Origin of the sequence: Roseburia sp. AF20-18LB (assembly GCF_003461185.1) — a bacterium.
GTDB classification, from domain to species: Bacteria; Bacillota; Clostridia; order Lachnospirales; family Lachnospiraceae; genus Roseburia_C; species Roseburia_C amylophila.
Map to the genome: position 1 here is coordinate 394080 of NZ_QTWP01000001.1, position 14899 is coordinate 408978.

Here is a 14899-nt window from a genome sequence, read left to right on the forward strand (position 1 = left end):
TGTTTTTCCGAAAAAGTTATTACATTTTCATTACGAAATATTTTTCTAATTTTCTCCATGCAACACTCTGTTCAAAAGGTCTGCCAGTGGAACCATGGCATTGCGTGCCTCCTCCTGCGTGTTGGTATAGGAACCCATTTCGATCAAAAGATATTTCTCTTTAAAATGCATATTATACCGGTATCCTTTTAAATAAATCGGGCGGGTAAGATTCGGATAATACTCTGCCGCTGCAATCTGCATCTGCAGGGAAAAAGCAAGATTCCCGGTAAGGTTTGGATTATTGAGATAAGAAATATCTCCCAGCGCTTTTGTCCGGCTCAGTCCGTTAAAGAACATAATCGGTGCCATCTGCACCCCGTTTACCTCCCGCACCATATGCTTATCCACTGCATCACGATGTAAATCTATTACCACTTCTATGCTCGGATTCTCTGCTAACAGCTGCTCAATGGGCCCCTCCGCATTGGCATAGGCGTGATCTCTGTCTCCCACATCATACTGTCCCATATGATGCATGACCTGAAATCCATACTTTTCCTGTAACAGGCTGGTAAGATATTCCCCTGTTCCCATAACGCCCGTCATTACATCATTTGGGTCGGAATCTGCAAACATTTCCTGGGAATGGGTATGGTAAATCAGAATCTGTGGCTGGTCTGCCGGCGTTTTTATGGTTAAATCCATATTTAACAATTCTTCTGCATTTAACTGACTGCTATTGATGGTTGTTGTATTGTCCACCTGATAAAAATTCTGAATCAGATAATCAAAATCATTTAATTTTTCTCTTGGAATCTCCACCAACGGCTGAGAGCTGACTGCTGTATTATCCGGGGCTGCCGGCTGCTCTGCCGCTTCTGCTGCCGCATCTGCTCCTGCCTGCGCATTTTCCTGCTCCATTTCTGCCACTATGCAGTCCTGATTCTCTCTGCTGGCTGCCTCCGCCATCTGCTTAGCCTCTACTTCCGCTTCATCCTTTCCTTCCAGTGCAACAATCTCTTCTTCTGAAAGGCTGCTCTCAATTGTCGTATCATAAGTCCTTATGGTATCTGCATATCCGATAAGTGGTATCTGGTCTGTCACTTTTTCCAGCAAAAAATCACTCAGTGTCTGTTCCTGCCTGCCCTCTGCCATATAGGCAACAGTCGGAATATACTGTCTGGTCATGGACATGGATATCTCATTTTGTATATAAGAAAAAAAACGTTTTGCCAGTGTTTCCCTTCCGGTTCCCGCTTTCACCATAAGAAAAAATGCATACAACAGAAAAAGTGCAATAGCAGACTGCCTGTACCATTTTTTTCGTTTCCTGACCAGTTCCGTTTTTCCCTGATATCTTTGCCCATAGACTCTCATGCTGCCAGCACCTCCTGTTCTGCCATAGCAAACACTATATTCTATGCAGCTTCTGTCCCTTTAGAACCGGGAGAATGCCAGATTCAGTCCCTCTGATATGGTATAGCTCAGCCTTTTTACCGCTTCATCAATATCTTTTGGGGTTACAAACATTGCATTCAAATGTGGAGATAAAAGTTCTCTTGCCAGCTCATGCTTTTCAATTTCATCCAGACCTGCCAGCCCATTTCCCACACTTTTTAGCTGCGCTGACTCCCGCATGGCTCCGATTAAGTCACTCATGGTATCTGAAACTATCGTTGCGGCATCTACTACGGTAGGAATTCCTATGGCAATTACCGGAATTCCCATGCTTTCTTTATTAATGGCGTGCCTGTGATTGCCCACACCGGAACCGGGATTGATTCCGGTATCCGTAATCTGGATGGTACGGTTCAGACGCTTCACGCTGCGGGCCGCCAGTGCATCCACCACAATTACAATATCCGGTTTCGTCTCTTCAATGACTCCCCGGACAATCTCTCCTGATTCCATGCCGGTCTGTGCCATTACGCCCGGCACAATTCCGCTTATCTGGCTCCTCACCTTATTTCCAAAGGCATATTGTCCATATTCCTTGATAATGTGCCTGGTAATCATCATATTATCTACTACATAAGGTCCTAATGCATCCGGTGTCACTTCCCGGTTACCAAGACCCACTACCAATATCTTGAGTTCTTCTTTTTTCCCCGGCAGCATGGTTTCAATCACTTTTGCCAGCTGCCCGGACACTTCTCTGTGATAATCCTCATCTTCTTCCATCATGTCCGAAGCCTCAATGGTAATATAGGTTCCCTTCGGTTTTTTCATTGCCTTTGCTCCGTTTTCTGTGTCAATGAACACTCTTGTAATCATGATTTCCGGTGAAATTCTCTCCTCATCTACCCGTACTCCCTTTACTTCAATATGATCTTCATCAAATTTTTCTCTCGTCTCTAATGCGAGGTCTGTTCTTATCTGAAACATAGCTTCACTTCCTGTAAACAATTTTTCCAAATAAATTTTCTTTATTATTTTTTACATTTTTTCTCCAAATATGTATTGACAGATGCAAATATGTGGGATAAACTAATATGGTATGTTTACATTAGAACGTCCGTGTCCGGCTTTAATGAAACAACCAAAAACAATAAAACAATCATATTGGAGGTGTACAGGTTGGCTAACATTAAATCTGCTAAGAAAAGAATTCTTGTAAATCAGACCAAAGCTGATAGAAACAAAGCTATTAGATCAAAAGTTAAAACATCTATTAAGAAAGTAGACGCTGCAATCGCTGCAAACGATAAAGAGGCTGCTGCTGCTGCATTAGTTGCTGCAACATCTGAAATCAACAAAGCTGCTACTAAGGGTGTTTATCACAAGAACACTTCTTCTAGAAAGATTTCACGCTTAAACAAAGCTGTGAACAAAATGGCATAATTGCCGGAAGAGCATAGATTATAAACGATTATAAAAAAGAACGTTTCGTACCGTCATTCGAAACGTTCTTTTTTTATGCACTGTATTTTACAATCAGAAGTTCTACGGCTAACTGATCTGCCATTCTTCCCGTCTTGACATCCTCTTCTGCCTGTCCGCAGTCTTCAATTGCTTCCTTTAACTGATTTATTTTAAAAGCTCCTGCCTGCCGAAGATTCTTCTGCACTGCAAAGCTTGGCATCCCTGCAGTCTTTGCAATACTGACAGCAGGATATCCTTTTGCTGACATGCTTTTTATCAAAAGCAGATTCTGGAACTGTCTTGCAATCAGGAATAAAATCCGCATGGGTGCTTCCTTTAATGCCAGTAAATCGTAATATAAGTCCAAAGCCTTCTTCTGATTCCTGGCAGAGATGGCATCAATCATTTCAAAGATTTTATTTTCCGTCTGTCCGGTACAGATTGCCTCTACATCTGCCGCAGAAATCTCTGTCTTATCCAATGTATAACAGATAAGCTTTTCTAATTCCTTATCAATATTTTCCATATCGGAACCGGTCTTTGACAGGAAAAGCTGCATCACGGACTGGGTAATTTTCTTCCCTTCCCGCTGGATTCTGCCCAGTATCCAGCGAATCAGCATATCTTCCTTCGGGGTCTCAAATTCTACGGCACTTCCAGCCCTGGATGCCGCTTTAAATAATTTGGAACGCTTATCCACTTCTTCTTCCACAAAAACAAAGCAGGTGGATTCCGGCACCTGGCTCATATATTCTGCCAGGTCATCACAGCTGTTTTTAAAGAAGCCACTGTTTTCCACCAGAATCATACGCTTTTCTTTAAAGAATGGCAGTGTCTCCGATAAATCAATCAGTTCCTTTGGATTAATATCCTTTCCCTCATATGCCGAAAAATTCATCGTATCATCCGGCTCTACCAGTGCATGTTTTAGCTTATCACGATACTGCCGTTTCAGATAGTCTTCCGTTCCATATAAAAGATATACGTTTTTTAATTGTCCCATTTTAATGTCATTATCTATTGTTTTCATAAAGGATATTATACTATATTTTTACTTCTTTATCAAAGCATACTTACCGAAAGCTTTGAATTGTGATCCTTCCCTTTTCCTCTTCCAGCGAAATCTGACCGCCTTCCATCGTATCAAAAATTTCTGCCGAAGCTTCTTTTAATCGATTTATGGTCTCCTGATGAGGGTGTCCATATCGGTTGTTTTCCCCACAGGAAATCAATGCCAGTTCCGGCGAAAGTGCTTTTAAAAATTTTTCTGTCGAGGAATACTTTGAGCCATGATGTCCTACTTTAAGAAAATCCACTTTCCACAACCGCTGCTTTTCTAAGAGCCAATTTTCTTCTGCTTCTCCGGCATCTCCGGTAAATATCCCGGAAATATATTTCGTCTGATAGAGCAATATCATGGATTTTCCATTCTCATCCTCTGCCTGATACTCTCCGTCCGGAAGGAGGCAGCTTATGGTGTCCTCGCCACTTCTTATGCAATCTCCTTCTTTCATATATACGATGGGAATGTTTCTCCGCTCTGCCAGTGCACATATGCTCTGATAATTCTTTATATCCGGCTGTTTTCCAGGCAATATAATATTTTCAACAGAATACTCCGTCTCAAGAACTTCTAACAATCCGTTCACATGGTCTTCGTCATAATGGCTTATAAACCAATAATCTATCTTCGTGATTCCATTACTTTTTAGAAATGGCAAAATCCGATACGTTCCCACCTTAGACACATCAGTGCTTCCGCCATCCAGAAAAAGATTGGTATCTTCCCCCAGTCGTACATAGATGCCATCTCCCTGCCCCACATCAAGAACTGCCATAAGATGATTACTCTTTACCGGACGAAGAACCAGAAGTAACACCACGCTTCCAATCAAAACAATCGGAAACTTTCTAAGGAGTATATTTGTATTTCTATTCCCATCTCTGTTTCCGCTTTTCTTTGTCCGTTTTTTTATCAGCAAGCAGGTGGCTGCAAGCATCAGATAATAGAATATGATGCGCTGTATCGGCCACTGTCCTACTATCTTCGTAGCTCCCGGGAGCCGGCTACACCAGCTGACTCCAACATAAATTCCGTCCAGCAATAATTCCAACATCATGATTACCGGTCCCGCAAACAGCCTTCCTACAACAATTTTTCCCATACACATGAGCAATGTTGCAGTTATTCCATTTATTAAAACTACACTTAACAAAGAAACTATCAGTAGATTCAGAAGCAAAGCATAGACCGGCACTTCATAATAATAGTATGCCACCAGTGGAAGTGTTGTAAGTTGAACGGAAAGCGAAACTAAAAAGTTCTGCCGGATTTGTCGTTTCCATATTTTCCGTATTTTATTTGCCGCCTTATCGCCTGTTTTCCGTTCCTGTGTTTGCTGTTTTTGCTCCCTTGGAAACAACTGTCCAATACATTTTGCCACTACTACCACACCAAGAATTGCAGCTACCGAAAACTGGAGTCCTGCATTTTCAACCAGATACGGGTTTTTCCATAAAAGCACCAGCGCTGCCACAGAAAGAGCGGTTCTGCTATCATAGCTTCGCCCAGACAGCTTGGCTGCCATAAGAAGTGCAAACATAATCCATGCCCGGATAGCAGATATTCCCATCCCGGTCATTTTCACATAACAGAACAAAAATACAACCGCTGCCGTACAGGCACAAAGAAAATTTCCTTTTTTTCTAAGAAGTCCATAACAGAACAGTCCAATGCAGGAAATATGCATTCCACTGATTACCAGCACATGGCTGGCTCCTGCCTGTTGAAAGACTGTTGAAACCTCCTTTTCCAAAAGTTCTTTATCTCCTAAAAGCATTGTTCCAAGAATCCCAGCATTTCTTTCCGATAAATTATTTATATAATCTTCTTTTAATTTTTCTTTTATCATGAATAATTTCTCTGCCAGTACATCTTCTCTTCCATATTCGCCACAAATCCTTTCGGCATCAAAATGATAATCCATATTCAGACTGTGATAATATTGAAATTCATCATAATTACCATCATTGGCAGCGCGATTCAGTTGTCGGATATTTCCTTCTAATACAATGGTTGTTCCAATACGACACGATTGGTCAGATGGTTCTTGCTTCAGTCGAACCAGGACAGAATTGGTTTTATAGGTTTTATCTCCAATCCGTAAGAAAACATGATTAAGATATAATCTTGTCTGATTGTTTTTTCGTTCTTTTTTCTCTATCTTCCCCTGTAAAATTGTCTTTTCATTTTCCGTCTGCCAGCCTCTGGAAGCATCTGTTTCTACAGAAAGGCTGGTCTCCTGCTCTTTTAAAATCGTCTCAATGGTATAGCTTTGCTGCTGCATATACCAGATTCTTGCAATTCCCAGCAGAAAAAATCCTATTCCAAGTACTGCTGTAAACCGGTATACCCTCCGTTTTCTTTGCCGCAGGGCATACAGCAGATACATCTGACACCCTGCCACAAAGCTGATAAAGATAACTTTTATGACCGTCGGAACAGACAGGCAGACAATAATACCACACAGGAACAATATCGTTCCATAGCATAAGGGGCGTTTTATAATTTCGATATAACCCCTCCTAAATATTTTTCTAAGATATTTCTTCTTAATATGTTACTTATAAGATACTTCTTCTTAAGACCTTCTCCTAAGGTGTCTCTTCTGTTTGTGCTTCTGTAGATACCGTCTCGTTCTCATCTGCACTTACCACATAGTCAAGGTTCCGTTCATAAAGCTGGTCTAATGCAAAACTATCCCGGTAAACACCGCTGGTCTTTCCATTTACAGAAATCTGCACCTTACTGATGGTTGAAATCTCCGATAAAGAGTCTACAATAGAATAAATGACAATTGGCTCCTGTATTTCATAATTCTGATTCAGGAACGCCTCATCTAATGTAACATAGCAGGTTCCATTGGTTGTCGTAACATTGACAAGATTTGTTCCTTCCGGAAGTGGTGCTTTCAAATTCTTATCATCCGGTCCCTTTAAAAGATTCTCCATAATCAGTTTTTCCAAGGAAATGTTACTGCTATACTGTACTTCTTTTTCGCATTCTACCAGTCCGTTTCCATCAGCATTTGCATAATATAAATGTAATGTTGTTGTCTGAATGGAATTAATCTGTTTTCCCGGATTCTCAACAAAGCTTTCTTCTGTCATCAGTCCGATTACATTATCCCGGCTGTCTGCCAACGGTGCATCTCCCACATAAAAAGATACATATTTTACATCCGGAAGCTGTACCAGTGTCTTTACCACTGCTGCCCGGCACAACACCTCATCCGTAGACTGCATTTTGGAATAATTATCATTAAAGTAAAGGAACAGCTGATTGCTTTCCAGTGACCAGTCTGTAATTGTAACATCACCAGGAACCGGTTTCTGATACTCCACACTATCCGTATTGGTGCACAACGCATCTAAAAGAGTGGCTATCATGTCCTCTGTCTTGCCCTCTTTTAAATCATATGGCTGCTCTACCACTTTTGTTTTTTCTTTATTCAGATAATAAATATGATACGCCGAGTCATCTGTCTCCTGTCTGCCACACCCTGTGAACAGCGATACCAGAAGGATAAAACTCAGCCATCCTGCAATTTTCTTCATGCCAGACCTCCTAGGCAATGTAATTCAGCGGAATCCGCACAGTAAAGAGCGTTCCCTCACCCTCTGTACTAAATACCTTAATTGCACCACGGTGCATTAATATTGCATTTCTTGTAATGGCAAGTCCAAGTCCGGTTCCACCTATTTCTCTGGAATGGGACTTGTCTACGCGGTAGAATCTTTCATAAATATGCTCTAAGGAATCCTCCGGAATACCGATGCCGGAATCCTCTACCTTAAGATAGAAATACTGATAATCTGCATTCAGGGACACATGTACCCAACCGTCTTCCTTATTGTATTTGATTGCATTTTCCACCAGATTGGTAATGGCAAGCGTCAGCTTTACCTCATCAATTTCCGCTGTAACAGGCCGGAAGCTTTCCAACACCAGATCTACATGCTGTTTTTCTGCAATCGGTTTTAATCTCTTTAAAATTAAATCCAGCATCTCATTGATGTTAACTGACGTGATATTCAAATCTGATGCAGACTTGTCCATCTTAACCAGCGAGAGCAAATCATTAATAATTTTATTTTCACGTTCAATTTCATTTCCAATGTCTAACATAAATTCACGATACAGTTCTACCGGAACATCTTCCTGTCCATTCAGTGAGTCTGCCAGTACCTTCATAGAAGTAAGCGGTGTTTTCAGCTCATGGGACACATTGGACACAAATTCCTGTCTGGAGTCATCCAGCATCTTCATTCTGCTATAAAGTTTATTAAATTTTTCCGAAATCTGAACTGTTTCAGAATAATCCTTAATCATCAGCTCCCCATCACTGGTTCCATATCCATTCTGAATCTCAGCAATAGAGGATGCCATATTCTTCAACGGGTTTGTCAGACGAACGGATAAAAATACGCTGACTGCAAACAGTAAAACTGCCCCGAAAATCTGAAGCACTAATGCAGCATTTCTCATATATTCCAGATTGGCAAGAATACTATCTGTCGAAACACTGATAAGAAGCACTCCGATAATACTCTTCTCCCCTGACTCTACGTTATCTGTAGTCAGCGGAATCGTCATTTCCACATAATGATTATCCACATCATAATTCATAGAATCCTCACCGCGGAATGACTTTATGACTTCTTCTGAAATAATTGTTTTATCGGTATCCAGATCATAAGTATCTTTTATAATATGAAAAGAAGAATCTATCAGAAGAATTCTTCCATCATAAATACGTGACATCTGCTGCAACTGTGAAGTGATGCTTTCCGACTCCGCTCCATTGATATAATCTGTGGATACCATCTGGTTTGCAAGAATCTTTGCCTGACCAATTACATCTACACTCCGGTTAGAAACTGCATGTTTCTCATAAGCAGTTAAAATCCCGGTCCGGATTAAAATTCCGGTCAAAATACCGATCAGCATAAAAAGACAAATCAGCCGGAATTTCATGCTTTTCAAAAAATTACGAATACCTTTTTTTCTATTCATAAGTCTGTACCTTCATCCTCTGCTTATCGCTGTTATTTCTGATAGAAATAACCTACACCCCATTTCGTATGCACATATTTTGGCTCACTCGGATTCGGTTCAATCTTCTCACGCAGTCTACGCACATGAACATCCACCGTTCTGACATCGCCCGGATATTCATAACCCCATACCAGATTCAACAGATTCTCACGGCTGTATACCTTATTCGGATTCATAACAAGAAGCTCTAACAAGTCAAATTCCTTGGCTGTCAGATTAATCTCTCTTCCCTGGACAAACAGTCTGCGGCTCTCACAGTCTAATTTTAAATCGCCGCTCTCTATCACTTTGGAATTTTCTTCCTTCGGTTCACTGGCAGCAGTTCTTCGCATAATTGCTTTGATTCTGGCTTTCACCTCAAGAATATTAAACGGCTTGGTGATATAATCATCTGCACCATATTCCAGTCCTAAGATTTTATCCATATCATCGCCTTTTGCTGTCAGCATGACGATTGGCATATTAGAAAACTCCCGGATTGCCTGACACACTTCAAATCCATCCATCTTCGGAAGCATGATATCCAGTAAAATCATATCAAACTTATTCTCCTGTGCCAGATGCAGTGCCTCTTCACCATCATACGCACAGGTTACTTCCATTCCATCCTGTTCCAATGAAAAACGGATTCCTTTCACTATTAATTTTTCGTCGTCCACAACCAGAACTTTTTTTGCCATTTTACACCTCAGTTAACCCTTATATTATCTTTTATTTTTTCAAAAACGCCATTTTTAATTCCGGGAATATTCATTAAATCTTCAATAGTCTGAAATGCGCCATTTTTTTCCCGGTAAGAAATAATTGTCTCAGCTTTTGATTCTCCAATTCCGGAAAGTGTCATAAGCTGTTCCTTTGATGCAGTATTCAGATTGATTCTGCCATCCTCCGGCTCTGCTGCCGAATCAGCACTCCCTGTCTGCTGCAAAAGGTAAGTTTCCTGATCCGGCACCTTTATCATCTGTCCGTCAACAACCGGTTCTGCCTGATTGAGTGCCTCTTTTGCTGCAGCCTCGTTAAAACCTCCTGCCAGCTCCAATACATCGCAGATTCTGGCTCCATCTTCCACTTCATATACTCCCGGGTGCACTACCTCACCACAGACATATACATAACAAGAAGCCGGCGGGCATAAGACAGCTTCTGTAACCTCTTCACTCTCCATTTGCGTATCCGGCTCAAAATATACGGTATCTTCTTTTCCACATGCCGTATATATAATCCCACAATATAAAGCCAGAGCTAATAACCCGACTTTTTTCATCTGTATCACTCCCTTACATAAATTCTGTTATGCAAGAAAGTCCCCTAATGCTTACTGTTTTCTATTTTAACGAAAATTTGCCCTTTATACAAGTAGTATTTTCAAATTATTCCTGTGGCAGGCTTCCACCATTCCACAATACCTTCATCTGCCTTGTAAATTCTGACCAGAACTCACCTGCATTTGCAGCATCCGGTACCAGCTGGCTGTTCTGATACTGCATAAAAGCTGCCTGTTCTGCTTCATCCCGGCTGGCACCTTCATCTGTAGAAATATGACCAGTCATTGCATGCAGGGTATCCACTTCTTCTTTTTCTATAAAAGCAGCAAAATCAGACGCCATATCTTTTTCCCCCGAAAATTCATTTACCAAAAGGATCCCCGTTCTGGCAACCCCCTGCATCGGTGTGGTATCGTCTAACATCGGCAGCCCGCAAACGCCATAATTTTCTGCTGTCATCTTATTTAAATCATCAGAATCAATGATTGCACACAAAGATGCTCCCTGATTAAAATTCTCCACCACCTGATTTCTGTCAATTTCATCCGTATCAATCCCCACAGTTTCTGAAAGGTTTTTAAAGAAAGTTAATTCATCATTATATTTTTCTCCATATGTCGTCAAAAGGGTATAGTCCGTCTCATTCCATTCCACTTCAGTCCCCACAAATGGATAATCATAAAATCCATCTGCCACATTCCATTCCAGCAGATTTCCTACACCTTCTCCTAAAAGGTTATTCTGTCCATAGTCTAAAATTTCCGAAATACTCTCCGGTGCTTCCAGGAAATTCTCTTTCTGATATACCATCACCAGTGTATCAAAAAACAATGGGTATTCTTCTTCCGTTGCAACACCATATAAATACGCCTTGTCTTTTGCATCATTCCAGGCAAGATACAAATCCGGATAGTCTTCTTCCGTCATCGTTGCATCATAAATCTGTTCAAGGTAAGATTCCTCATCTACATAACGGATCCCCACTGCGATACCGGTTTTGGCATAATAATCCACTGCACACTGTTCAAAATAATTCCTGCAGTCTGCATCGCTGTACCAAAAGGATAGCTCCTTTTGTGCTGCTTCATATGCTTCTTTCGTTTCCTGCTCAGATGTTATCTGCTCTTTTCTGTCTGTTTTTAACTCTGTTTTCCCTGTTTCTTTGCTGCTGTAAAAAGCAGCCGCTGACAGCAGGATAACTCCCACTGCCAGCGTTGTTGTTTCTATGATTTCCTTTGTTTTCTTTTTCATATACCCTGCCTACATACGATCCAGTACGTTTTTCAGTTTCGTTATCATTTCATCCACATGCTCTTTTTCAATCACAAGTGGCGGCACCATACGGATTACATCTGCGCCGGCTGTTATAATAATTAAACCTTCTTTTAATGCTTCTGCCGCGATGGTTCCAACTGGTTTTGTGCTTACAAGCCCCTGCATCAGTCCCATACCACGGCGGGCTGTAATAAAATCATATTCTTCTACCAGCTTATCCAGTTTGCTTTCCAGATAAACTGCGATTTCTTTTACATGGTCTGTAAGCTTTAATTCTTCAAATAAGTCCATTACCTTACTGACCGCTGCTCCGACAAACGGATTACCTCCATATGTGGTTCCATGGTCACCCGGTGCCAAGGATTTCTCTGCCACACGTTCTGTCATGGCAAAAGCTCCTACCGGCACTCCACAGCCCAATGCCTTGGCACTGGTCATAATATCCGGTTTGATTCCATAATGCTGCCACGCAAACATTTCTCCGGTTCTTCCCATTCCACACTGGATTTCATCTAAAATAAGAAGAATATCTTTCTCTTTGCAGAGTGCTGAAATCTCTTTCATAAAGGATTCCTCTGCCGGATAAATTCCACCCTCTCCCTGCACGGTTTCAAAGATAATGGCACATGTTTTTTCTGTTACCTGTGCTTTTACACTTTCAATATCATTAAAATCAGCAAATTTCACACCACCGCAGAGTGGCTCAAACGGTTCTCTGTAATGGGCATTTCCGGTTACTGATAATGCTCCCAAGGTTCTTCCATGGAAGGAATGGTTCATGGATATAATCTCATGGTCTGCATGACCATCTCTGGTATAGGCATATTTTTTTGCTGCCTTAATTGCTCCCTCAATGGCTTCTGCTCCACTGTTGGTGAAGAAAACCCTGTCCATTTTGGAAACTTTTAAGAATTTCTCTGCAGCTTCCATAATCGGGACATTATAATAAAGATTTGAAGTATGTGTAATTTTATCAATCTGATCCTTCAATGCCTGCTTATATGCTTCATTGCTGTATCCTAACGCTTCTACCGCAATACCTGCCGCAAAATCAAGATACTTCTTTCCATCGGTATCATAAAGATATACGCCCTCACCATGATCTAATACCAGAGGGAAACGATTATAAGTATGTAATAATGCTTTATCTTCACAATCCATATATTCCTGTTTATTCATGATAAAACTTTTCCTCCGCATCTCCTAAAATTGCTGTTCCGATTCCTCGGTTTGTAAAGATTTCCAGTAACAGACAATGTGCAATTCTACCATCTAAGATATGTACTCTGGACACACCATTTTCAATGGCATCGATACAGTTATTTAATTTTGGAAGCATTCCGCCGCCAATATAGCCATCTTCAATCAGCTTGTGTGCATCTGAAATCTTAAGTTCGGAAATCAGTGTAGATTTATCATCCGGGTCTTTGTATACACCTTCAATATCTGTAAGGAATGCAAGTTTTTCCGCCTGTACGGCACGGGCAATTGCACACGCTGCATCGTCCGCATTGATATTGTAAGTATCATAATTATCATCAAGACCTACCGGGCAGATAATCGGCAGGAAATCTTTTTCGAGAAGATCATATAAAATCTTTGGATTTACTTCCTTAACTTCACCCACATACCCGATATCCTGTCCATTGGATAATTTCTTATTTACCTTCAGCAGTCCACCATCTTTACCGCTGATACCTACTGCGTTCACGCCAAGCTTTTCTACCATCTGAACCAGTGATTTATTGACTTTTCCAAGAACCATTTCTGCAATTTCCATGGTAGGTGCATCGGTTTTACGAAGTCCATTGATAAATTCCGGCTCCATTCCGGCTTTTGCAACCCATTTGCTGATTTCCTTACCGCCACCATGAACGATAATCGGTTTGAAACCAACCAGTTTTAAAAGAGTTACATCCTGGATAACGCTCTGCTTTAACTCTTCATCTACCATTGCACTTCCGCCGTATTTTACTACGATAATTTTACGGTTGAAACGCTGGATATATGGCAATGCCTCAATTAATACCTCAGCTTTTTTCAATATTTCCTGCATACTGTTTTCTTCCATCTGTCCAATCCTCTTTCCTTTTCTTAAAAAATCTTTTTTCGTATATTTTTTCAATCAAATCTTTTTTAAGAACGATAATCTGCATTTATTTTAATATAATCATAGGTCAAATCACAGCCCCATGCTGTTGCACAGGCTTCACCCATCTTCATATCTGCAATGGCAGTTACTTCTTTTTCAGATAAAATCTTAGTTGCCTCTTCCTCGGAATAATCTACGGCAACACCATCTTTGATAATCATCAGCTTGCCGGCTGCACTTTCAAAGTAAAGGTCAACCTGCTCCGGATCAAATTCCACGCCGGAATAGCCCAATGCACATAGGATTCTTCCCCAGTTAGCATCATGTCCAAAGATTGCAGCCTTGGTAAGGCTTGATGTTACTACGGATTTGCTTAAGATAACCGCATCTTCTTTGGATGCCGCATGCACTACTTTTACTTCAAATAAAGCAGTTGCGCCCTCGCCATCTCCTGCCATCATCTTAGCCAGTGCTTCATTGACATAATAAAGTGCCTCACAGAATGTTTCGTAATCTTCATTCTTCTCTTTGATTTTTTCATTGCCTGCAAGGCCATTTGCCAGTACCAGGCAGGTGTCGTTGGTGGAAGTATCTCCATCTACGGAAATCATGTTATAAGTATCTGTTACGGTACTGCTCAGTGCTTCCTGCAACATTTCTTTTGAAATTGCCGCATCTGTTGTGATAAAGCTTAACATGGTACACATATTCGGATGAATCATGCCAGAGCCTTTACACATTCCACCGATGGTAACCTTCTTACCGGAAAGCTCTACCTCCACTGCAGCCTCTTTCTCATGGGTATCTGTTGTCATAATAGCAAGTGCTGCATTATGTCCACTAGTTAAATCACCACTTAATTTTTTACTCATCTGTTCCACACCGGCACAGATACGGTCAATCGGAAGCTGTTTTCCAATTACTCCTGTGGATGCCACAAGAACTGCATCCTCCGGAATATCCATTAACTCTGAAGTTTTCTTTGCGGTATCTTTGCAATATCCTAATCCTTCTGTTCCGGTACATGCATTGGCAATTCCGGCATTTACTACAACTGCCTGTGCAAATGCACTGTTCTTTACAATGTCCTTATCCCATTTTACCGGTGCTGCCTTTACGACATTCGTGGTAAATGTTCCGGCAACTGCACATGGCTCTGTGGAATAAATCATTGCCATATCTGTTCTGTCTTTATACTTAATACCTGCTGCTGTGGATGCAGCCTGAAAACCTTCTGCTGCGGTAACGCCGCCTTCTACTTTTTTCATAATATGCCTCCTGTCCTGCTTTCCTCTGTCTTTTATC

At 41.1% G+C, this 14899-nt stretch carries 13 protein-coding genes; 1 reads left to right on the forward strand and 12 read right to left on the reverse strand.

Features of this window, described 5'->3' with window-relative positions; all coding sequences use genetic code 11:
- Nucleotides 1-45: 45 nt before the first annotated feature.
- Nucleotides 46-1359: a stage II sporulation protein P gene (locus tag DWX65_RS01950; protein WP_242988716.1), complete on the reverse strand. Its 1314-nt coding sequence runs from the start codon at nucleotides 1357-1359 to the stop codon at nucleotides 46-48.
- A gap of 60 nt (nucleotides 1360-1419) precedes the next feature.
- Nucleotides 1420-2367: a GPR endopeptidase gene (gpr, locus tag DWX65_RS01955; RefSeq protein ID WP_117840937.1), complete on the reverse strand. Its 948-nt coding sequence runs from the start codon at nucleotides 2365-2367 to the stop codon at nucleotides 1420-1422.
- A gap of 192 nt (nucleotides 2368-2559) precedes the next feature.
- Between gpr and rpsT the strand changes: the two genes are divergently transcribed.
- Nucleotides 2560-2823 carry a 30S ribosomal protein S20 gene (rpsT, locus tag DWX65_RS01960; protein ID WP_022243092.1) on the forward strand — a complete coding sequence of 88 codons (264 nt, stop codon included), beginning with the start codon at nucleotides 2560-2562 and terminating at the stop codon, nucleotides 2821-2823.
- Between the two features lie 73 nt (nucleotides 2824-2896).
- On the opposite strand, the gene holA is transcribed toward rpsT, so the two are convergent.
- The 10 genes from holA to argJ all read right to left on the reverse strand — a co-directional run bounded on the left by holA (nucleotide 2897) and on the right by argJ (nucleotide 14862).
- Entirely contained in the window at nucleotides 2897-3874 is a 978-nt protein-coding gene (holA, locus tag DWX65_RS01965; RefSeq protein ID WP_118172672.1) for a DNA polymerase III subunit delta, read from the reverse strand.
- Between the two features lie 43 nt (nucleotides 3875-3917).
- A complete protein-coding gene (locus tag DWX65_RS01970) occupies nucleotides 3918-6311 on the reverse strand; it encodes a DNA internalization-related competence protein ComEC/Rec2 (RefSeq protein ID WP_278336292.1) in 2394 nt (797 codons plus the stop codon).
- A 187-nt stretch (nucleotides 6312-6498) separates the two neighbouring features.
- Nucleotides 6499-7461, reverse strand: coding sequence for a GerMN domain-containing protein (locus DWX65_RS01975; protein WP_117840934.1), 963 nt, complete (start codon nucleotides 7459-7461; stop codon nucleotides 6499-6501).
- 10 nt (nucleotides 7462-7471) lie between these two features.
- Entirely contained in the window at nucleotides 7472-8920 is a 1449-nt protein-coding gene (locus tag DWX65_RS01980; RefSeq protein ID WP_022243096.1) for a sensor histidine kinase, read from the reverse strand.
- A 32-nt stretch (nucleotides 8921-8952) separates the two neighbouring features.
- Nucleotides 8953-9642 carry a response regulator transcription factor gene (locus DWX65_RS01985; protein ID WP_022243097.1) on the reverse strand — a complete coding sequence of 230 codons (690 nt, stop codon included), beginning with the start codon at nucleotides 9640-9642 and terminating at the stop codon, nucleotides 8953-8955.
- Nucleotides 9643-9650: 8 nt separating this feature from the next.
- Entirely contained in the window at nucleotides 9651-10226 is a 576-nt protein-coding gene (locus DWX65_RS01990) for a helix-hairpin-helix domain-containing protein (protein ID WP_117696976.1), read from the reverse strand.
- A 106-nt stretch (nucleotides 10227-10332) separates the two neighbouring features.
- Nucleotides 10333-11478: a hypothetical protein gene (locus DWX65_RS01995; RefSeq protein WP_118172674.1), complete on the reverse strand. Its 1146-nt coding sequence runs from the start codon at nucleotides 11476-11478 to the stop codon at nucleotides 10333-10335.
- Nucleotides 11479-11487: 9 nt separating this feature from the next.
- Nucleotides 11488-12681 carry an aspartate aminotransferase family protein gene (locus DWX65_RS02000; RefSeq protein ID WP_118172675.1) on the reverse strand — a complete coding sequence of 398 codons (1194 nt, stop codon included), beginning with the start codon at nucleotides 12679-12681 and terminating at the stop codon, nucleotides 11488-11490.
- Nucleotides 12674-13573 (reverse strand): acetylglutamate kinase, encoded by a 900-nt coding sequence (argB, locus tag DWX65_RS02005; protein ID WP_022243101.1) that lies wholly within the window; start codon nucleotides 13571-13573, stop codon nucleotides 12674-12676. The genes DWX65_RS02000 and argB overlap by 8 nt, the downstream gene beginning before the upstream one ends.
- A gap of 65 nt (nucleotides 13574-13638) precedes the next feature.
- Nucleotides 13639-14862, reverse strand: a complete 1224-nt coding sequence (gene argJ, locus DWX65_RS02010; RefSeq protein ID WP_022243102.1) for a bifunctional glutamate N-acetyltransferase/amino-acid acetyltransferase ArgJ — start codon at nucleotides 14860-14862, stop codon at nucleotides 13639-13641.
- Nucleotides 14863-14899 lie beyond the last annotated feature (37 nt).